The sequence below is a fragment of the Methylobacterium sp. PvR107 genome, assembly GCF_017833295.1.
GTDB lineage: Bacteria > Pseudomonadota > Alphaproteobacteria > Rhizobiales > Beijerinckiaceae > Methylobacterium.
This window is the reverse complement of the sequence record NZ_JAFIBW010000001.1, coordinates 2,966,030-2,983,875: the sequence shown is the minus strand read 5'-3', so window position 1 is coordinate 2,983,875 and position 17,846 is coordinate 2,966,030. Positions and strand designations below refer to the sequence as shown.

General features: G+C 64.6%; 20 protein-coding genes, 1 pseudogene and 1 other annotated feature. Of the genes and pseudogenes, 9 read left to right on the top strand and 12 right to left on the bottom strand.

Features of this window, described 5'->3' with window-relative positions; genetic code table 11:
• Positions 1-1,094: 1,094 nt before the first annotated feature.
• The 6 genes from JOE48_RS14085 to JOE48_RS14060 all read right to left on the bottom strand — a co-directional run bounded on the left by JOE48_RS14085 (position 1,095) and on the right by JOE48_RS14060 (position 3,081).
• A complete protein-coding gene (locus JOE48_RS14085; RefSeq protein ID WP_210030654.1) occupies positions 1,095-1,319 on the bottom strand; it encodes a hypothetical protein in 225 nt (74 codons plus the stop codon).
• Positions 1,320-1,653: 334 nt separating this feature from the next.
• The gene (locus tag JOE48_RS14080; RefSeq protein ID WP_210030652.1) at positions 1,654-1,917 is read right to left on the bottom strand and encodes a hypothetical protein; all 264 of its coding nucleotides are present in this window, start codon (positions 1,915-1,917) and stop codon (positions 1,654-1,656) included.
• Entirely contained in the window at positions 1,917-2,204 is a 288-nt protein-coding gene (locus tag JOE48_RS14075; RefSeq protein WP_312893204.1) for a hypothetical protein, read from the bottom strand. Before JOE48_RS14075 ends, JOE48_RS14080 begins: the two co-directional genes overlap by 1 nt.
• 58 nt (positions 2,205-2,262) lie before the next feature.
• Complete coding sequence (locus JOE48_RS14070) at positions 2,263-2,445, bottom strand: hypothetical protein (RefSeq protein WP_210030650.1); 183 nt, start codon at positions 2,443-2,445, stop codon at positions 2,263-2,265.
• A gap of 67 nt (positions 2,446-2,512) precedes the next feature.
• Entirely contained in the window at positions 2,513-2,692 is a 180-nt protein-coding gene (locus tag JOE48_RS14065; RefSeq protein ID WP_210030648.1) for a hypothetical protein, read from the bottom strand.
• Positions 2,693-2,841: 149 nt separating this feature from the next.
• Positions 2,842-3,081, bottom strand: a complete 240-nt coding sequence (locus tag JOE48_RS14060; RefSeq protein WP_210030639.1) for a hypothetical protein — start codon at positions 3,079-3,081, stop codon at positions 2,842-2,844.
• Positions 3,082-3,158: 77 nt separating this feature from the next.
• Here JOE48_RS14060 and JOE48_RS14055 point away from each other — a divergent pair, with 77 nt between their 5' ends.
• The 5 genes and pseudogenes from JOE48_RS14055 (at position 3,159) to JOE48_RS30825 (ending at position 5,599) form a co-directional block, all read left to right on the top strand.
• The gene (locus tag JOE48_RS14055; RefSeq protein WP_210035756.1) at positions 3,159-3,551 is read left to right on the top strand and encodes a cytochrome b; all 393 of its coding nucleotides are present in this window, start codon (positions 3,159-3,161) and stop codon (positions 3,549-3,551) included.
• 5 nt (positions 3,552-3,556) lie between these two features.
• Positions 3,557-3,679, top strand: a pseudogene (locus tag JOE48_RS14050) (VIT family protein); the annotation flags it as partial.
• A gap of 119 nt (positions 3,680-3,798) precedes the next feature.
• Positions 3,799-4,572 (top strand): SDR family NAD(P)-dependent oxidoreductase, encoded by a 774-nt coding sequence (locus JOE48_RS14045; RefSeq protein ID WP_210030637.1) that lies wholly within the window; start codon positions 3,799-3,801, stop codon positions 4,570-4,572.
• Positions 4,573-4,628: 56 nt separating this feature from the next.
• Complete coding sequence (locus tag JOE48_RS14040; RefSeq protein ID WP_210030633.1) at positions 4,629-5,408, top strand: alpha/beta fold hydrolase; 780 nt, start codon at positions 4,629-4,631, stop codon at positions 5,406-5,408.
• A 65-nt stretch (positions 5,409-5,473) separates the two neighbouring features.
• A complete protein-coding gene (locus JOE48_RS30825; RefSeq protein ID WP_280921316.1) occupies positions 5,474-5,599 on the top strand; it encodes a hypothetical protein in 126 nt (41 codons plus the stop codon).
• Positions 5,600-5,752: 153 nt separating this feature from the next.
• Here JOE48_RS30825 and JOE48_RS14035 read toward each other — a convergent pair whose 3' ends face one another.
• The 3 genes from JOE48_RS14035 to JOE48_RS14025 all read right to left on the bottom strand — a co-directional run bounded on the left by JOE48_RS14035 (position 5,753) and on the right by JOE48_RS14025 (position 9,024).
• Positions 5,753-7,465: an FAD-dependent monooxygenase gene (locus tag JOE48_RS14035; protein WP_210030631.1), complete on the bottom strand. Its 1,713-nt coding sequence runs from the start codon at positions 7,463-7,465 to the stop codon at positions 5,753-5,755.
• Positions 7,462-7,986, bottom strand: a complete 525-nt coding sequence (locus JOE48_RS14030; RefSeq protein ID WP_210030629.1) for a MarR family winged helix-turn-helix transcriptional regulator — start codon at positions 7,984-7,986, stop codon at positions 7,462-7,464. The genes JOE48_RS14035 and JOE48_RS14030 overlap by 4 nt, the downstream gene beginning before the upstream one ends.
• Before the next feature lie 144 nt (positions 7,987-8,130).
• On the bottom strand, positions 8,131-9,024 hold the full coding sequence (locus JOE48_RS14025; RefSeq protein ID WP_210030626.1) for a LysR substrate-binding domain-containing protein: 894 nt from the start codon (positions 9,022-9,024) through the stop codon (positions 8,131-8,133).
• A 111-nt stretch (positions 9,025-9,135) separates the two neighbouring features.
• Here JOE48_RS14025 and JOE48_RS14020 point away from each other — a divergent pair, with 111 nt between their 5' ends.
• The 3 genes from JOE48_RS14020 (at position 9,136) to JOE48_RS14010 (ending at position 12,575) form a co-directional block, all read left to right on the top strand.
• The gene (locus JOE48_RS14020; protein WP_210030624.1) at positions 9,136-9,891 is read left to right on the top strand and encodes an SDR family NAD(P)-dependent oxidoreductase; all 756 of its coding nucleotides are present in this window, start codon (positions 9,136-9,138) and stop codon (positions 9,889-9,891) included.
• Between the two features lie 720 nt (positions 9,892-10,611).
• Positions 10,612-11,112, top strand: coding sequence for a hypothetical protein (locus tag JOE48_RS14015; RefSeq protein WP_210030558.1), 501 nt, complete (start codon positions 10,612-10,614; stop codon positions 11,110-11,112).
• The gene (locus JOE48_RS14010) at positions 11,112-12,575 is read left to right on the top strand and encodes a hypothetical protein (RefSeq protein WP_210030622.1); all 1,464 of its coding nucleotides are present in this window, start codon (positions 11,112-11,114) and stop codon (positions 12,573-12,575) included. Before JOE48_RS14015 ends, JOE48_RS14010 begins: the two co-directional genes overlap by 1 nt.
• 36 nt (positions 12,576-12,611) lie before the next feature.
• Here JOE48_RS14010 and JOE48_RS14005 read toward each other — a convergent pair.
• Positions 12,612-13,840 (bottom strand): IS3 family transposase gene (locus JOE48_RS14005; protein WP_210025736.1). Its coding sequence is split into 2 segments (ribosomal slippage): positions 12,612-13,552 and positions 13,552-13,840, totalling 1,230 coding nucleotides; the frame shifts between segments, so codons are not numbered across the junction.
• Positions 13,443-13,559, bottom strand: a sequence feature (AL1L pseudoknot). It overlaps the preceding gene by 117 nt.
• A gap of 71 nt (positions 13,841-13,911) precedes the next feature.
• Between JOE48_RS14005 and JOE48_RS14000 the strand changes: the two genes are divergently transcribed.
• On the top strand, positions 13,912-14,607 hold the full coding sequence (locus tag JOE48_RS14000; protein ID WP_210030620.1) for a hypothetical protein: 696 nt from the start codon (positions 13,912-13,914) through the stop codon (positions 14,605-14,607).
• A 53-nt stretch (positions 14,608-14,660) separates the two neighbouring features.
• On the opposite strand, the gene JOE48_RS13995 is transcribed toward JOE48_RS14000, so the two are convergent.
• Both JOE48_RS13995 and JOE48_RS13990 read right to left on the bottom strand, forming a co-directional pair.
• Entirely contained in the window at positions 14,661-15,287 is a 627-nt protein-coding gene (locus JOE48_RS13995) for a recombinase family protein (RefSeq protein WP_210030561.1), read from the bottom strand.
• A gap of 826 nt (positions 15,288-16,113) precedes the next feature.
• The gene (locus tag JOE48_RS13990) at positions 16,114-17,814 is read right to left on the bottom strand and encodes a DUF262 domain-containing protein (protein ID WP_210030618.1); all 1,701 of its coding nucleotides are present in this window, start codon (positions 17,812-17,814) and stop codon (positions 16,114-16,116) included.
• Positions 17,815-17,846: the final 32 nt, after the last annotated feature.

Genomic DNA, 17,846 nt, shown 5'->3' with positions numbered 1-17,846 from the left:
CGGCTGGGCTGTTCGCAGCCAGCCTGTTTCTCGCGCCTGTCCAGGCATCCGCGGCTCAGATCGGCATCGGAGCTGTCCCTGAGGCGGCGACTTCGGTGCAAGAGGTTCAATATGGCTACGGCGGCCCGCGCATTGGTTACGGTCGCCGGGGCTATGGTGGCCCGCGCTTCCGCGGGCGCGGCTACGGCTACGGGCGTGGGTACGGACACGGCTATGGCCGCGGTTACGGTCGCGGGTACGGGCGCCGCGGGGGCTTCTAACGCTCTCCATTAGGGCGATACTACCAAGCCCGCCCGGTTTCCCGTGGCGGGCTTCTTCACGCGCTGCCCCTGCCTCCGGCAACCTCTTCCGCGACGTCGTGCAGAACCATGGGCGGCAGATGGTGAAGGCGAAGTAGAGTTAGCCCCCGCCGCCGCCGCTTCCACCTGTGCCTGGACCGCCGAGATTGCCGTCCTTGTTCGGCGTGTTCCAATGAATGATGCCGTCATCAGGAGGCCGCAGCGTCGTGGTCGGTAGACGCGGGTTGCCGAACTGCGGCGCCTCGATCGTTGGGCGAGGAACCGCCCTAGGGGTCCGACGGCGCTGTGCGAAAACTTCGGTGCTCACGACGCCCGCAAGCGCCACCATGAGCCATCTGATCAGCGCGCTTCTCATGATCAACCCGCGTCGTGCAGTGCGCGCTTTCCGGCGGCGAGGGCTGTGCGCATCGCGGCAGGATAGCTGAGCCTCTGCCGCCGGCAACCACACGGCGAAGGATCCGCTGCCCTGACTGGCGCGCTGCTTGCCAGGCTCGGCCGTTCCGCTCACCTTCGGCCCCGCCTTCACGGCCGCGCGGGGCTTTTTGCGCTTCCGGTCCTATTTCGATCCGAACGTCTTTCAGTCTACAGATCTAAGACATTAGATTATTTTTCCTGGCAGACAATATCGAGCATCGTCAACATTGGACCTCAAGCTTCCTATGTTAGGTGCAAATTGTTTTTGAAACTTATGATCTCCGCTTTATGTGCATCAGAGGCGCTCTTGCGGAAAACAATACCGGCCAAATCCGTCGAATCGAACGTATGAGAATCTGCTCCCATCGCCGGGTCTGTGCGTCAGTTCGGGCCCTTAGCTTTTCCGCCCGCTCGGCTCGCACGCCAGCCGAAGAACGCGACGCCCAGCAGCGTCAGGAACAGTCCCGCCCAAAGGCCGCCCTCAGTGATCTTCGCGACGAACCATTCCGCCGGCATCGGCGCCGCAGGGTCCTGAGCCCACCCGACCGCCATCACGAGAGTGGCGAGCAAAGCCAGCACGAGCAGGATCAGGTTCGCGACCGGCATCAGCTCTCTCAGGATTCTCGCGGTGCCGCACATAGTCCCGGCTGGTCGCCAGTCCGTGATGGCGTGCCAGATAGCTTACCATGCATGCAAGAGGTGCCCGCCCGCTAGCACAACCACGATGAGGGTCACGGCCGAAAGGGCAACCTTCGTGGTCCGGTCGGACCCTTGGTGTTGGCGACGCCGTCGATCTCGGGGCTTCAGGACTACGATCTTCGGATCCGACAAATGCTGGGTCAGGCTGTCGGGTAGCCGACGCTTTGATCGCCCCGGGCGCATGTTCGTCTCCCTACATCCACATCACCGTATCGCCCCTACCACGAGCCGGTGGACGGGGTCAGTGCTGCACGGGCGGCACGACACCCGTGAAAGATCCCATGCCGTCCGCTGCCATCATGGCGGTGAAAGCCTCATAGGCCTCCTGATCCGTCGCGATCGTCTCTTTTCCCGCAGTGCAGCCGCCGGACGACGGGTGGATCACGACCAGCTGCCACGGATCCTGCGTGCCGGCATAGCGGTAGACCTCGACGTCGACGGTTTCGCCATCGCGGCTGAAGGAGCCGGACAGCGGCGAGTGCTCGAAGTCGCGGTCCTCGTCCATCAAGGATCGCCACGCGGCCGAGTAAGCTGCACCACTACGTCGTCGCCCCTCGATGTAGGCTCAAGCTCCTCGACCCGCTTGGCGACCTCCATGACGAGGTGCTCCACCGACGGTGGCCAAGGCACACCATTGTCCAGCAGCATCCGGGCGGCGCGGACGAGCATTCTGAATTGCTCCGGGGGGATCGATGTGCCCACCATCTGCTGTTCGAGGATGCGGTCGGCAATCGCCGCCGCCAGCCCGGCTACCTCAGCCATCTTGTTGGGCTGATCGCCGTCTTCGCTCACTTCAGGTAGCCCTTCGCCTTCAGGTGCTCGGTGACGCCTTCGCGTCCAACTTTGCGCGTCATGGCTTTTTGGACCCGATCTTGGCGGCATCCCTTTCGAGGCGCGCAGCCTTCAGGCGGGCGGTATTCTGATCGGCTGCACTGATTGGCGGCCGGTCAGAGGCTTTGGTGCCGGGCAGGTCCTGCGTTTTCGCGAAAGCGGCCTCAGCCTGAATCCGCTCTTTACTGTGGTTGTTAGCCATAGAAGGCTCCTCAATTCGCGCCTTCCGGATCCTCGCGGTGCCGCACGTAGCCCCGGCCGGTACCGCGTTAGGATTTCTCGTTCTCCCGCGCCAGGCGCATGGCCCGCAGCCGCGCTGTCCGATCGTCGATGCCTCGGCGCTCCGCCTCGATCTCATCCCTGACTTCAAGTGCTGCCGACTCGCGCGTCTCTGCCTTCATGCGCGAGCTTGTGCGATCGAAGTGTCGGGAAGCCTGGAAGTGGGACATGCACCTTCTCGTTGACTGACGTTGGGCCGAGATAGGGCGCCGATCCGCGCCGTCACCACCGCATCGCGTTGGACGCCTCTTCCACGGGATCGCTAACCCCACCGCTTGTATGACTCAAAGCCTTCACAAAACGCCTGGGGCTCTGCCGATCAACCGTCATGGACCAAGACGCCGCCGCCGAGCCACGACACGGCCGCCTCAAACGACTTGAACTCGTGCGTCTCTTGAGTGAACGGCGCTGGTAAGGGCAGCTCACCGCTCATGAGTTCAACGCGCCAGCCCCGGATCTGCCCACTCTTTCCGACATCGCGCACAACGCTGCCGATAACCGTGCCCTCGAGCAGCAAATCGTAGCTGCCGGCAGCGAGGCGGTGCAAAGTGTAGGGCATCAAGGTCCTTGCAAGCGTGGTGGGCTGGGAAGGTCGCCCCTACTTGAGCGCCTCTTCCGCGACGCAGAGGAGGGGTTATCGGGTCGGCGCAATTCGACCTGGGCTTTGTCCTCACCGGCTTGGTCGTCGCCCTCTTTATCTGGCGACGGGCCGACGGCCGCGACCTGCCAGTGGAGGACCCGGGACCGCTCCATCGCCTCGCCAAGGCGACCCACGCCGCGCTGTACGTCCTGCTGCAGGCAATCGTCGGCCTCGGCATCGTCAACGCCTTCGTGCGCGGCGTCTCCCTCGGTCCGGTCAGCCTGCCGCAGCTCGGCGACCCGGAATGGCGGTGGGCGCTGACGCACTGGCACGGGCTCGCGGCGAACGTGCTGATGGCCCTGGCCCTGTTCCACGCGGTCGCCGCCCTCGTGCACCACTACCTCTGGCACGACGCCGTCCTGCTGTGCATGCTGCCACGGAGATCCTAACGACCATGCGACCCGTCCACCAGGAGCGACACCTCATCGACCGTATCGGCTGGCTGCGCGCCGCCGTGCTCGGCGCCGACGACGGCCTTGTCTCCACCGCCAGCCTGATCGTCGGCGTGGCTCGGTCGAGGCGAGCATCCCGCACATCGTCGACACCGTCGATGCCAACCGGGGCTGCGCTCCCTCGACCGGTTCAATGCGAACCTGCCTTGGTAAGGTCTCCGACGGACGCTGGGGAGGTGTCGACATGGCCCGCATCCTGATCACCGGCTCGTCGGACGGCCTCGGCCTCATGGCGGGGCGGCTGCTCGCCCGGGACGGGCACGAGGTGACCCTCCACGCCCGGGACGAGCGGCGCGCGGAGGCCACGCGTCGGGCGCTCCCCGAAGCGCAGGGTGTGGTGGTCGGCGACGTAATCACGCTCGCCGGGATGCACGCCGTGGCGGAGCAGGCAAACGGGACGGGCCGCTTCGACGCCGTGATCCACAACGTCGGGATCGGCTACCGCGAACCCCGCCGGAGTGTGACCGCGGACGGACTGTCCCACCTGTTCGCGGTCAACGTGCTCGCGCCCTATCTCCTCACCGCCTTGATCGAACGCCCGGGCCGGCTCGTTTACCTCAGTTCCGGCATGCATCCGGGCGGACGGCCTGACATGGACGACCTTCAGTGGGAGAAGCGGCGCTGGAACGGGGCGCAGGCCTATGCCGAGAGCAAGTTCCTCGACGTGCTGCTTACCTTCGGGATCGCCCGACGCTGGCCGGACGTGCTGTCGAACGCCCTGGAGCCGGGTTGGGTGCCGACCCGGATGGGCGGTCCGGGTGCGCCGGACGACCTGGCCGCCGCGCCCGTCACGCAAGCATGGCTCGCCACCAGCGACGAACCGCTCGCCCGCTCGACAGGCCGGTACTTCTACCACAAGGCCTTGCGCGCGCCGCACCCGGTCACGCGGGACGAGGCCACCCAGGAGGCGCTGTTGAACGCCTGCGCCCGGCTCTCGGGCGTAACGCTTCCGCGCTGACCTTCGAACAGGTGTGAGCCCCGGGGCTCCCGGACCCCGAACGGAGACATGCACCCATGATGACCCGACGAGACCTGAGCCGCGCGCTCGCCGCGGGCGCCGCGGCGGCGCTGCTCCCCGGACCGGCGACCGCCCAGGACCTGCCGCGGGCGCGCAACGTCGTGCTCGTCCACGGCCTCTTCGCCGACGGTTCGTGCTGGTCCGCGGTGATCCCGAAGCTGCAGGCGGCTGGCCTCAACGTCACCTCGGTGCAGAACCCTTTGACCACCTTCGAGGAGGTGGTCGCCTCCGCGAAGCGGGTCTTGGCGCGCCAGGAGGGACCGACGGTCCTGGTCGGCCACTCGTTCTCCGGCATGATCGTGACCGAGGCCGGCGTCGACCCGAAGGTGTCCGCCCTGGTCTACGTTGCGGCCCGGGCGCCGGATGCGGGCGAGGACTACACGGCGCTGGCCAAGACCTACCCGACGCCACCCGCCTCGGCCGGCATCGTGTTCGACGGCGACGAGGGGCGCCTGAGCGAGGCGGCCTTCCTAAAGGACTTCGCGGGCGACCTGCCGGCGGACAAGGCCCGGGTGCTGTTCGCGGTCCAGCAACCGTTCCAGAAGGCGTTGCTGGCGGGAAAGACCACCCAGGCGGCCTGGCGGTCGAAACCGAGCTTCTACGCGGTGTCGACCGAGGATCGGACCATCGACCCGGACCTCGAACGGTTCATGGCCAAGCGCATGAACGCGCGGACGATTGAGCTCAAGGCCAGCCACCTATCCCTGATCTCGCAGCCGCAGGCCGTTGCGGATCTCATCCTGGAGGCCGCTGGCCAACGGCATGCGCACCCCTAGGCCCGAGGGGCCGGGGTAAACCACAACACCACCGACATCGTGGGACCGGATCACGTTTCGCGGGCGTGTCCCTGTCGTCGGCCTATGTCGGCGCCGGTGGCGAGGAGGCGGGCGACGTGTACGCCATAGCGACCGACGCCTTCCTGAGCGTCTGGAACAGGCCCGCAGTCTTTGGGGCGATCGGCTGCTGACTTATTCACACGCGCCTCAATCCGGGCCGCTGGAAGGTTATCCGGGCCGGCGCGTGCGAGCTTCCGGGCGGGACGAAGTTCTTGGGCGTCTACGTGAGGGATAACAAAAGCTCGTTATCCGGTATGACACCATGACAATCGGCCACGACATGCTCAGGTCGTAAGCGCCGATTCCCTTCGACGGGCGGCTGCCACGCGTGTTTCGTGCGCCGGGCCGAAAACCTTGCGGCAATAGGCCACCAAGCGATCGGCTTGGTCGGCGTCACCGCGGAACGCGATGTGGCCGTCCGGCCGGACGAGCACCAACGCCGGCCGACCCTCCAGCCCGTAGGCCCCATGCGCCTTGCCGTCGAGGTCGGACAGAACGGGCACGTCGGCACCAGCCACTATCGGGCCCGCCAGCACAAGGCGCGGCCGCACCCAGGGCCAGGGCGTGACTGCCTCAACGGCGTCGAGCAGGGCGGCGCCCGCCTCGGAGGACCGTCCGTCGAAGCACAGCAGCGCCCAGCCGGTCGTGTGGCTGTCCGGGTTGGCAAGGAACGGGAACAGGCTCGTGGTCTCGCCGCGATGCGTCACCTCCGCGTCCGGCGCCCGCTCGCCGGGTTTCGGCCCTGGCCGGAGTATGGTCGCCAGACCGGAAAGCCGTTCCTCGTTCAGGGCGCTCTTCGGGTACTCAACCCCCATCTGCTGCATGTCGTCGGTACCCTGCAGCAGCGAGCCGAGGTTCGGCAGAGCCTTCGCGGCCAAGCCCAGCACCGTATCGGTGACCGAGCCGCGGTAGACGGTCCACCGGAACCCGCGCGCCTGCTGGGCGCTGAGCCGGGCGTGTTCGCCGCCACGCTCGCCGTCGTAGGAACCGAGGATCACCGGCGCCGCCTCGCCTCGCAGGGCCATGGCCAGCCGCCACGCGATCTCGACCGCGTCGTGCAGGCCGGCATTCATGCCCTGGCCGCCGATGGGTAGCGACAGGTGCCCGGCATCGCCTGCCAGGAAGACGCGGCCCCGCGCGTAGCCCGGCGAGACACCGTAGGAGAAGCGACTGTGGGTGAGCCACTGCGGGTCCGACAGGGTCAGGGTCCCGTCGCCGGTCACTTGGCGCGCCAGCGCCTGCATTTCGTCGAGCGTCGGGTCTCGGTCCGGGACGCCGGTGTCGTCGGCGAGGAAGAACAACCGGTGATACCCGCCCCAGACCGGCAGGATGCCCGCAAAGCCCCGCTCGTAGTAGAAGAACCAAAGCTGGTCCGGCTCCAGCGAGCGGCGCCAGGACAGCTTTGCGTCGACCTGCCGGTTCATGCAGTTCGGCAGGCGCTCAGGCTCGAAGTCCAGGCCCAGCCTCGGCCGGATCGTGCTCTTGGCGCCGTCGGCCGCCACGAGGTAGCGGCAGCGGCGCCACTGCTCCGGCCCGTCCTCATCTCGCCTGAGCACCACCGTGACGCCGGTCTCGTCCTGGTTGACGCCCGTCACCCTGCAGCCGCGGTCGAGCCGGCCGCCCCGCTTTTCGAACTCGGCGGTCAGGGTTCGCTCGATGACGTCCTGCCCGCTGTAAAGGACCTTGGGGTAGGGGCTGGCGACGTCAGCAATGGGGATGGGCGTGGTCGGGGTGCCGTTGACGAAAAAGTTGATGGTGTGGATCGCATAGCTGTTCGCGGCCAGCGCATCCCGCAAGCCGATGCCGGCGAGCAGTTCCTGCGGGCGCGCCCAAAGGTTGTTGGCGCGCGAGTAGGCCTTCACGTCGGTCCGCTCGTCCAGGAGCAGGCACGAGACGCCGTGGTGGCGCAGGGCGTTGCCTGTCGTGAGGCCGATGGGCCCAGCGCCGACGACGATCACGTCGGCATGGTATCCCTGCTCGGCATCGGCATGGCTCATTCCTGGGTCTCCTTTCGTGTCGAGCTGGCGATGGTGGCGATGCGGCCGTGGGAGGCGGAGATCCGCTCCTGGAGGATGCGCAGGAGCTCGGAGGCGGCCTCGACGGCGGCGGGGGACATCCCCTCGGTGAGGACGTCCGCCCAGACGTCCTTGCGCGCCATGGCCTGTTCGTAGGCGGCCTCGCCCCTCGGGGTCATCGTGACGAGCGGCGCGCGGCGATGGTGGGGGTTGGGTTCGAGCCGGACGAGCCCGTCGTCGCGCATCTCGTCGACGACGCGCTGCACGGACTGGCGGGCGAGGCCCATGTTGCGGGCGATATGGGCAACGGGCAGCGGGACCGGGGATAGCGCAATAGCCCCTAGCACTTGCCAGCGGGCGCTGGTCAGGCCGAGGTCACGAACGAGCGCATCGCCCGCCTCGATCAAGTCGCCGTTCAAGCGGAACACGTCGATAACGAGCCCGGACCAGGCTCGGCGTGTTCGGAGGCGGTCCTCCGAGGCTGCACCGGGCTTGAGCCCCATGGAATGCTCCGGGTTGATGAGCTAACTGCTTTAATGACAGTTGGCTGTCATTTTCGCCGTAAAAAACGGGCGAGAGCGCATCCGGTTCCGGTCCACATCAGCGGCTTCCCGATGCACAGTGCGTCGACGATGGGCTTCACGCCCTCACAGGTCCGGAAACTCCTTCGCCAAGTGGTCGATGAGAGCGCGGACGGCGGGCGGCAGGCCGCGCCGGGTCGTGAACACGATGTGGACGATACCGTCCCGGCTCCGCCAGTCCCGGAAGACGCGAACGAGCTCACCGGCGGCGATGTGCGCCGCGCAGGCGTGATCGGGCAGGAAGGCGACACCCAATCCGTCCGCCGCGGCATCGCAGAGAACCGCGTAGTCGGCGCAGGTCAGCCGCGGCTCATGGCGAAGCTCATGCGCCGTTCCGTCCTCGCGCTCCAACACCCAGGTGATCTGGCCCGCCTCATCGCTCGTGCCCATCGTCGGGACGGAGGCGAGATCGTCGATGTCCACGCCGAGGCCGTTCGCGACCTGCGGGCTGGCGACGAGGATCCAGCGGGAGCGTCCGAGCGACCGCATGGTGAGGGAGGCATCGCTCGTCAGCTCGTGGCGGACGCGGAGCGCGACGTCGATGCGCTCCGCGATCAGGTCGACGGCCCGGTCCGAGGCGACGAGCTGCAACTGGACCTTCGGGTAGCGGTCAAGGAAACCCCGCACGATGGCGGATACGGCCTTCACAAGGTTGCGCGGGCAACTCATGCGGATACGCCCGTGAGGTTCGGCCTGGGCCTCCGCGACCAGCGCCTCCGCCCGCTCCGCCTCCAGCATCATGGCGCGGCAGCGCTCGTAGAAGGTCTGCCCGACTTCTGTAACGCGGAAGCGCCGGCTGGAGCGCTCGATGAGCCGCACCCCGAGCCGGGCCTCCAGCGCCGAGACGCGGCGGCTCAGCTTCGATTTCGGCTCGCGGAGCGCCCGGCCCGCGGCGGTGAAGCCCCCATGCGCGACAACCTCGGCGAAGGTGACATAGTCGTTGAGGTCTGGGCGCATCATCGTTCCCTGATTGGAACGCTACGTGCCAGATTTGCCGCCTGTCCGCATCATCGTTCCGAGCGCATCTCTCGTGGCAGCGGCTGACACGCAGCCGAATGATGGAGAACGACGATGACCGGCAGGTTTCAGGACAAGGTGGTGGTGGTGACCGGAGGCACCAGCGGCATCGGGCTCGCCACCGCCCGAGCCTTCTCGCGGGAGGGCGCCTCGGTGTTCGTCACCGGCCGTCGCCAGGACGCGCTCGACGCGGCGGTGAAGGAGATCGGCGGGCGGGTTACCGGCGTGCGCGGGGACATGGCGAACCTCGCCGACATCGACCGCCTCTACGATGCCGTGCAGCAGAAGCACGCGCAGATCGACGTCGTCTTCGCCAACGCCGGCGGGGGCGCGTTCGCTCCGCTCGGCGCCATCACCGAGGAGCACTTCGACACGACCTTCGACACCAACGTGAAGGGCACGCTCTTCACTGTGCAAAAGGCGCTGCCGCTTCTGAAGGACGGCGGGGCGGTCGTGCTGACCGGCTCGACCGCCGGCACGGAGGGGACGCCTGCCTTCAGCGTGTATTCGGCCAGCAAGGCGGCCATCCGCAACTTCGCCCGCACATGGGTCCTCGATCTGAAGGACCGCCGCATCCGCGTCAACGTGGTCAGCCCCGGCGCGACGCGCACCCCAGGGCTCGTCGGCCTCGCCGGCGAGGACGCCGAGAAGCAGCAGGGCCTGCTCGATTACCTCGGGACGCGCATCCCCCTCGGACGCGTCGGCGAGCCGACAGAGATCGCCAACGCGGTCCTGTTCCTGGCCTCCGACGAGGCGGGCTTCGTCAACGGCGTCGAGTTGTTCGTCGACGGCGGCCAGGCGCAGGTCTGACGATGTAAGCTGTGTGCTCCCCAGCCAGCGGGAACCGCTGGCCGGGGAGGGTTGGAGAGCACCCGGCGGCCAGTCGTGGCATGGAGGTGCCCGAGAACCTGACATCTGCTTGGGCGGGAGCCACGGATGGACTGCGCGTCGCCAATGTGCCCGTACCTGCTTCGGTCCTAGCTGATCCTCTCAATCCGCCCGGTCCAAAGCCAGCCGGTCAGGTCACGCCTGAGGAGTCGCGGCATCGAGCGCACGCGGGCGGTCCCTCTGTCCCAGCATTCTGTACAGAGAGGCGGATCGGCAGAGGCGTTTGGAAAATCAGGCAGCAGTAAGAGCGGCTTACAGCTAAGATGGCGGAGACGGAGGGATGAGCCGCCAGCGGCCAATTCTCCTGCTACGCCAACGATCTCGCTTCCCTCTGCTGGGGTAGCACCGTGCTGGCAGCCGTCAAGCTTCGTCTTCGCATGGGGATCGTCGTTGGTCGAATATGGTCGTCGTAGATCAGGCTGGCTGACCGAATAATTTTGACCTCAGTCAGGGTGGCCTTGGATAAGTACTCCCAGAGCGCGTTCGGCGCTCAGGCCCCTGGCGGGGGACGGCGTAAGCCTGCGACGATAAATACACCGACCGGGCAATACTCTGCCCGGCACGCTGTCGCAGGCGTCCGCAATCCCATGACCCGCGAGGTGCCGCCACCCCTCGCGGGTTGTTCATTAAAGGGATTGCAAAATGACCATCCATTACTTCGACGCGCTGGCGGGCGCCGGCAAAACCCGAGCACTGGCTCGATATGCTGACCGCTGCGCCCGGCGCGGCCTCAAGGTTCTCATCGTCCAGCCGACCCAGCACCTCATCGACAAGACGCTCTCCGACGAGCTTCTGCCCCTCGACCCGACCTATCCCTGCCGTGCCATCCACGGTGGCACGGTGCTCCGCGGTGCCTCGCCGGTCGGGGCGATCGTCGCCCACTTCCGGGATGCCGAGCCGGGCCAGGGTGAGGTCCTGCTCATCACGCACGCCGCGCTGATGCGTGCCCCCTACCTGCACAAGAAGGGTGACTGGCACCTCACCATGGACGAGGTCCCGCAGGTGGACGTGTTCGAGGACTTGCCGCTGCCAGACACGGGGCACCTGTTCCTGCCCCACCTCGACTTCCTGCCCGAGGGGCCGGTCTACGGTCGCCTCGACCCGTTCATCGCGGATCGGGCCACGATCGAGGAGGTCGCGTGATGAGCCTCGATAAGATCGCTCGCAACCAGTACGGAGACGCTCTCTACGCTGTCCTCGGGCCGCTCGCCCACCGGATCGCCTCCGAGGACTGGGATGTCTACGCCAAGCAGGCCGAGTTCGAGCGCCTGCGCCGAGGTGAGAAGACCGACGCCTCCCTCGTCACCTACTCGCTGCTCAAACCCTCGCTTCTGAGCGGCTTCGCCACGGTCACGATCGCCTCGGCCTGTATGACGGAGACGACTCTGTTCCGGCTGTGGTCGGCGATGGGAGCCACGATGAAGCCGGTGGGTGCGGGTCTGCGCAAGGATCTGCGCTACACCGAGCACGAGCACGGCGACCGGATCACCATCTACTTCGCCAGCCACGAGGCGTGGTCGAAGCGCTTCCGCGATCGTGCCGTGGAGGATGCGACGGGCGCCGAGGTGCGGATCCTGGACCGGATCCGGCAGGCGATCGCCAATCTGATTGGGGACGAGCCCTTCGTCTGGATGGGCAACAAAGACCTCGATGACGGCTTCTTCGGGCTGGCCAAGGCCGAGCGCTTGCCCAACACGCCCCATGGCCTGAACACCTACCAGGGCTACCACGCCGTCGTGGTGCTCTCTGCCCTCAACCCGCCGCCCGCGCACTTCCACTTCATGGAAGCGCATGGCGTCTCCGGCGAGGAGTTGCGCACCGGCTGCTATCGGACGGCCGTCTATCAGGCGGTGATGCGCTGCTCGATCCGCAACCCGGCCGATACGACGCCCAAGCGGGTCGTCGTCATGGATCGGGATACGGCCGAGTGGTTGGGGGCCCTGTTCCCCGGCGCCGCGGTGGTGCCGCTGCCGGGGCTCGGAGCGCTGCCGAGCAAGGGCAAAGCCGGGCGCCCGCGCCAGCACGCCGACGCCGCGGCCAAGACCAGGGCATACCGGGACGTGCAGGCGCGCAAGCTCTTGGCGCAACTCGACTTGATCAACGGGACGTCGCTCATCTGCGCGAGCTACCCGCTCCTTGCCGAGCAGGTCCGAGGCGAGATGCGTGAGTTCGTGCGTGACGATATCCCCTCTAAGGAAGGGGAATACGTCACGCCGTTGCCTGCGGCTTCGGCCACGACGTGCGGCACGGCCTACCTGTCGAAGTACGACTCGATGCCGTTCGAGCACTTCATCCACTACGACGACGACGGCTTCATCGCGGAACTGCGGGACCTGCATGACCGGCGGGTCCTCAAGGAGGAATCGGGCATGTTCTCCCCGGCCCACTTCGATCCGTCGAAGGCGGCCGACAACGGCCGCGGGCTGGACAACATCGTCCACCTGCGCGGCATCTGGCTCGACAACGACGGCGGCGACCTCACTCATGCCGCCTTCGCCGACCTGTTCCCGTACCTGCGCATCGTGGTCTGGAACACGGCCTCGTCCACGGCGGCGGCGCCGCGCTGGCGCGCGTTCATCCCGACGACCTACGCCTACTCGCTCTGAACCGCTCCGGATTTCCCGGAGGCTGTTCGGTTTGGGTCAGGCGGCCAAGGCTTGTACCTCGGCCCGAGCAAAGTAGCGCGCCTCAGCCTCGGCGGGAGGCACGTTGCCGATAGGTTCGAGCAAGCGGCGGGTGTTGAACCAATCGACCCATTCGAGAGTGGCGAACTCGACGGCCTCGAGGGATCGCCACGGCCCACGGCGATGGATCACCTCGGCTTTGAACAGACCGTTGATCGTCTCGGCCAGGGCGTTGTCGTAGCTGTCCCCGACGCTGCCAACCGAGGGCTCGACCCCCGCCTCCGCCAGCCGCTCCGTGTAGCGCAGGGCGAGGTATTGCGAGCCCCTGTCGCTATGGTGCACGAGCCCGCCGCCCCAGGGGGGACGACGTTCGTGCAGAGCCTGCTCAAGAGCATCGAGCACGAAGGCGGCGTGAGCCGTGCGGGAGACCCGCCAACCGACGATGCGCCGGGCATAGGCGTCGATCACGAACGCGACGTAGATGAAGCCGGCCCAGGTCGCGACGTAGGTGAAGTCGCTGACCCACAAGGCGTTGGGACGCGGCGCCTTGAACTGGCGGTTCACCCGGTCGAGCGGGCAGGCCGCGGCCGGGTCCGGGATAGTGGTGCGAACCTTCTTGCCCCGCACGATGCCCTGCAGCCCCATGACCCGCATCAGCCGGGCGACCGTACAGCGGGCAACCGCGATCCCTTCTCGACCGAGTTGCCGCCAGACCTTCCGCACCCCGTAGACGTGGAAGTTCTCCTCGAACACGCGCCGGATCTCGACCATTAGCGCCGCGTCCGAACGAGCCCGAGCCGGCAGCTTGCCGGGATCGGCCCGCCGCGCGGCATGGGCGTGATAGGTTGACGGGGCGATCGGCAGCACGCGGCAGATCGGCTCGACCCCGTAGGCCTCCCGGTGATCGTCGACGAAGGCGATCATGTCCGCGACCGGCGGTCGAGCTCCGCCATCGCAAAATAGGCCGACGCCTTCCTCAGGATCTCGTTGGCCTGCCGAAGCTCGCGGTTCTCGCGCTCCAGTGCTTTGATCCGCTCGCGCTCGTCCGTCGTTGGTCCGGGTCGCTGGCCCTGGTCCCGCTCGGCTTGCCGGACCCAGTTCCGCAGCGTCTCGCCCGAGCAGCCGATCTTGGCTGCGATCGAGCGGATCGCCCCATATTGCGAGCCGTGCTCGCCCTGGTGGTCGAACACCATCCGGACCGCGCGTTCGCGGACCTCAGGCGAAAAGGGTGTGCTGCGCTTCGTCATGGCTCCATCCTCTCAAGAGTTGGAGCCTCCGAAAATCCCGGGGCAGTTCACTCGACGTGTTGGCGCTGATCATGGCGCAGATCGTCAAGGTGCTGAACCGGGAGGGCTACTGGGGCAAGAAGCAGTTGGAGAAGCAGGCCAAGCGCTCGAACACCAAGCCGGGCCTCTGCCACGGCTTCGACGAGGGCAAGTTCAACGGCGCCGCGATGTTCTACCTGCCTGTCCAGGCCCGGGTCGCGGAGGACTCGTTCTTCATCGACTACGGCGCGGACAATCCGAAGCGCGGCCCCCTCGATCTGCATGCCTGGATCGAGCACTGCATCCTCGACCTTCGCCCGGAGCCCGAACCGGTGCGATCGGAGAAGGTCATCGCCCTGCCGGTGCCCGCGATCGCCCCTGCCCAGACGTCCGCGCCGGCCGTCAAGAAGCGTCAGGTCAGCGTTAAGCTCCAGGCTGCGCGCGATGCCATTGCTGCTCGGGACGCACATCTCGGTGCCGATCGTCGCGCGGCCCTGATCGAGAAGGCAGTCCAAGACTGGCGAATGACCCCACGGGGCTCGGGGCATGCGGCCTTCTTCAAGCTCGCCGCGGCCCTCAATCGGGCTGGTGTCGACCTGGGTGGGATCCAGGACAAGCTCTGGGAGGAAGCTGCCTACGGCAACTCGCCCCGGGAGCGTCGGGGTGAGATCAAGGACATCCTGAAGAGCCTTGGCCGTCGTGGGACCCTGGCGGGTGGATCTGCCCGGTCGAACCACTGGTGGAACTGACCCTGCCGGCATGAACATCGGCGACGGTCCGGAGGATGATCTCCGGACCGTCATCAAGCTGCGGCGGTGATCGTCTTCGGATCCTGGGGAGCGGTCATCGCCGCATGCACGCGCTGAACGGTCGAAACGCCTATGCCGGTCCGGCGTGCCGTCTCCCGGATCCCGACCCCGGCTGCCAGCATCGCGCGGATCGCCTCGGCCTTCCCGGCTTCCAGTGGAGGCCGCCCGAGGCGGGTGCCCTTGGCCCTGGTGCGTTCGAGCCCGGCCATGACGCGCGAGCGGATCAGCGACCGCTCGAACTCCGCAAACACCCCCAGCATCTGGAACATCATCCGCCCGCCCGGCGTGCTCGTGTCGAGGGCCTGCTGGTGCAGGAACAGATCGACGCCCCGTCCCTGAAGCTCACCCAGCAGGTTGATGAGGTTCGGCAGGGACCGCCCCAACCGGTCGACGCTCCAGGCAGCAACCAGATCGACCTCGCGCCGGGTCACCGCCTTGAGCAGCGCGTCGAGCCCCGGCCTACGATCCCGACCCTTGGACCCGGAGATGCCGTCGTCGCTGAAGATCGCCGTGACGTTCCACCCTGACCGGGCAGCGACCTCGTGGAGCGCGCGGATCTGGTTCTCCGTGGTCTGGCCATCGGCCGTGGAGACCCGGACGTAGAAGGCGACGCGCTTCATCCCCTCGACGGTGCCACAGGCCGCCGAGCCGTCAAGCGAAGGGTGATCCAGAACCAGATGGTTCCGGGACAGGCTGGAATGAGAGCCGCGCCGAAGGGGAAATGAGGGTCGGAAACGAGAGGGTTTTTGGGACAGGGGGGTGAGGGTGAGGAACGGTAGGGGCGAAGAGCCGTGGGAAGGCCGAGGTCGGAACGGTGACAGACGACGGGTTCATCGTCACCGGCCGGATCGGAGACAAGGCTGACCCTGCGCAGCGCTTCAGAAGGGCGACGTTCAACCGTTGAACGTCAGAGGACCAGATCCCGTGGACCACGGTGAACATGAGAGAGGGCCGTTTTCGCAGCGTCGCGCCCAACGGTCGGGCTGGATGTCCCTGACGTCGAGGATCAGCGCGGCCGATCCGCCGTAGCTTCGTTCGGCCGGCACTCGACAACCCGTTCACCGGGATGCTCAACAACGTGATGATCACGGTCCAGCCCATCGCGACGGACGATCGGGCATCTTGGATGATTAGACATCCTGGACGATTGGGCATCCTGGACAATCGCATCCAGCGTCAAGACGAACTCGGTGGACCGGGTACCACCGCAGGTTCATGGCGGACAGATCAAGAGGGTCGGAGCAAAGGTGAACCGATGGTGTGCCTTGCGAGTCGGCGACGATCTCGGACCAGGATCGTCTGAACTATAATCGTAGACTACAAAGACAATTCAATGAGTATAGGTTTCGGTCTCTTCGGAACTTTGTACCCGTCAGCAACGCATCGGTGCATTGTCGGCAAAATTTGCTTGGTAATGCGCCGATGCAGTCCTGGTGAATTGCGCGATTAGATTTCGTCCTCTCCGGCCTCGCCAGATAACGCCGCCGAAAGCGCGGGATCATCTAGCTCGGTTATCCGCGAAACAATTTCAAATATTTTTTCTCTCCTTTCTGAAACGAATGATCTAAATCTTCTCTGATCTAAAGAGTCTATATCGATAAGCGCATTCTTAAGCAATTTTTTATCTACAGCCGACAGAAACTCGCGAGGATCCTTGGCGCTTTTATTCCTGTTAGCGACCTGCTGTAGGATCCATAGGTTTCCTATATCGTTTACCAAGGCGCTGTCGTAGCGCTCCTCCATTTTGGATCGCGGAAATATGTGATCGATCTCAGGCAAGTTTTTGCTAAAATAGACTTTGCCGCCGCTTCTTTGTTGTAAGATGCTTAAGGCTAGCTCTACATTATATGAAATGAGACTACTATCAATGGCGTTGAAGCCGGTCTTCCAATTGACAAACTGCGCAGCGCCTTCAACAGGAAAGACAACGCTGCCTTCGTTGACGAAATCACGGATGAAGGCACCGGTCCTACTATCCGAATGTTGAGTAAAAACTTTAGAGAAGGCGAAAATATAAAGTGCTTTTCGCGCGGCACTCCCGTCGGTAGAAAATACGTCGGCCTTGTTTAGAAACGCGAAATGCACAAAGGGGATCAGTGTGTTCAGGCCGCCGATCAGCCTCGAAGAATCAATTTGACATGAAATTCTTACAAAATCTACGGTTTGCCGAATTGCGTTCAAGCAACCGTTGTAGCAGCCTCGTATTGCGTCAACATTAGATTTCTTGCGGAGGAGATCGAAATCCAATCGTGTTCCTATTCCTGACGTAGAAAATAGGCACCGTATCACAAAGTCGTTATCTATCTTAAGGTCAGATCCAGCATTTATTTCAGCAAGGAACTCCGGTAGAAGCGTGCTAATCTCGGGCCAATAAAGTCGCAGCATACTGATGATAAGGTCTGAACGACTCAAGCGTACGCCTTGGCTGTTTATGCGCACGAATATCTCAAGTATGTCGAATATTGTTTTTCGACCCTTATAGTCTGCGGGTAGGCTAGCGTCTATAATTTGCGTCTTGAGACATTCCGAGTTTTCGGTAAAAACGTACTTGATTTGGAATAGATTTTCTTCCAACTTAAGCTTTGCATCGTCAGACAAAAGATCAAGCTGCTGGATTTCCGATTTCAGCTTCATAGTTTCGATGGGTGTCATTTTTAAAAGTTTAGGCAGAGAGTACCAGTAACACGGCGATCCATCGGGCTGTATAGCAGCAGATATAGCCGAGTTTTCGGCATCGACATCTTTCTGGTCGGCAAATTTGAACGAATATTTCTCTTCGCTTGTGTCGTCATTGCTTGATCCGCTCAATAAATCGAAGAAAAATGTTTTCCCCTGGAAGGAGCCGTTAAGGGCTATATTGATGGAGGTAAGCCGCTGCTGGCCATCCAAAACGTACCTGAGACGCTTTCGATCATCGTTTTCAGCATAGATATATTGTTCGTCGTTCCGATGGTTTCTTGTAAAATTTCTATATTGAATGCGTTCGTACGTTTCCCACAAAAGAACTATCCCAACAGGGTAGCCACGCATCAAAGAGTCGAACAATTTCTCGATGCGTGATGTATCCCAGACGAAGTTTCTCTGAATTGCAGGTAGTACGATTTCGCCCGTTTCTATGTCATTAACGAGTGCGAAAATGGATGACATTTATGTGTCCTTAATTTCTCTAACTTGCGCCT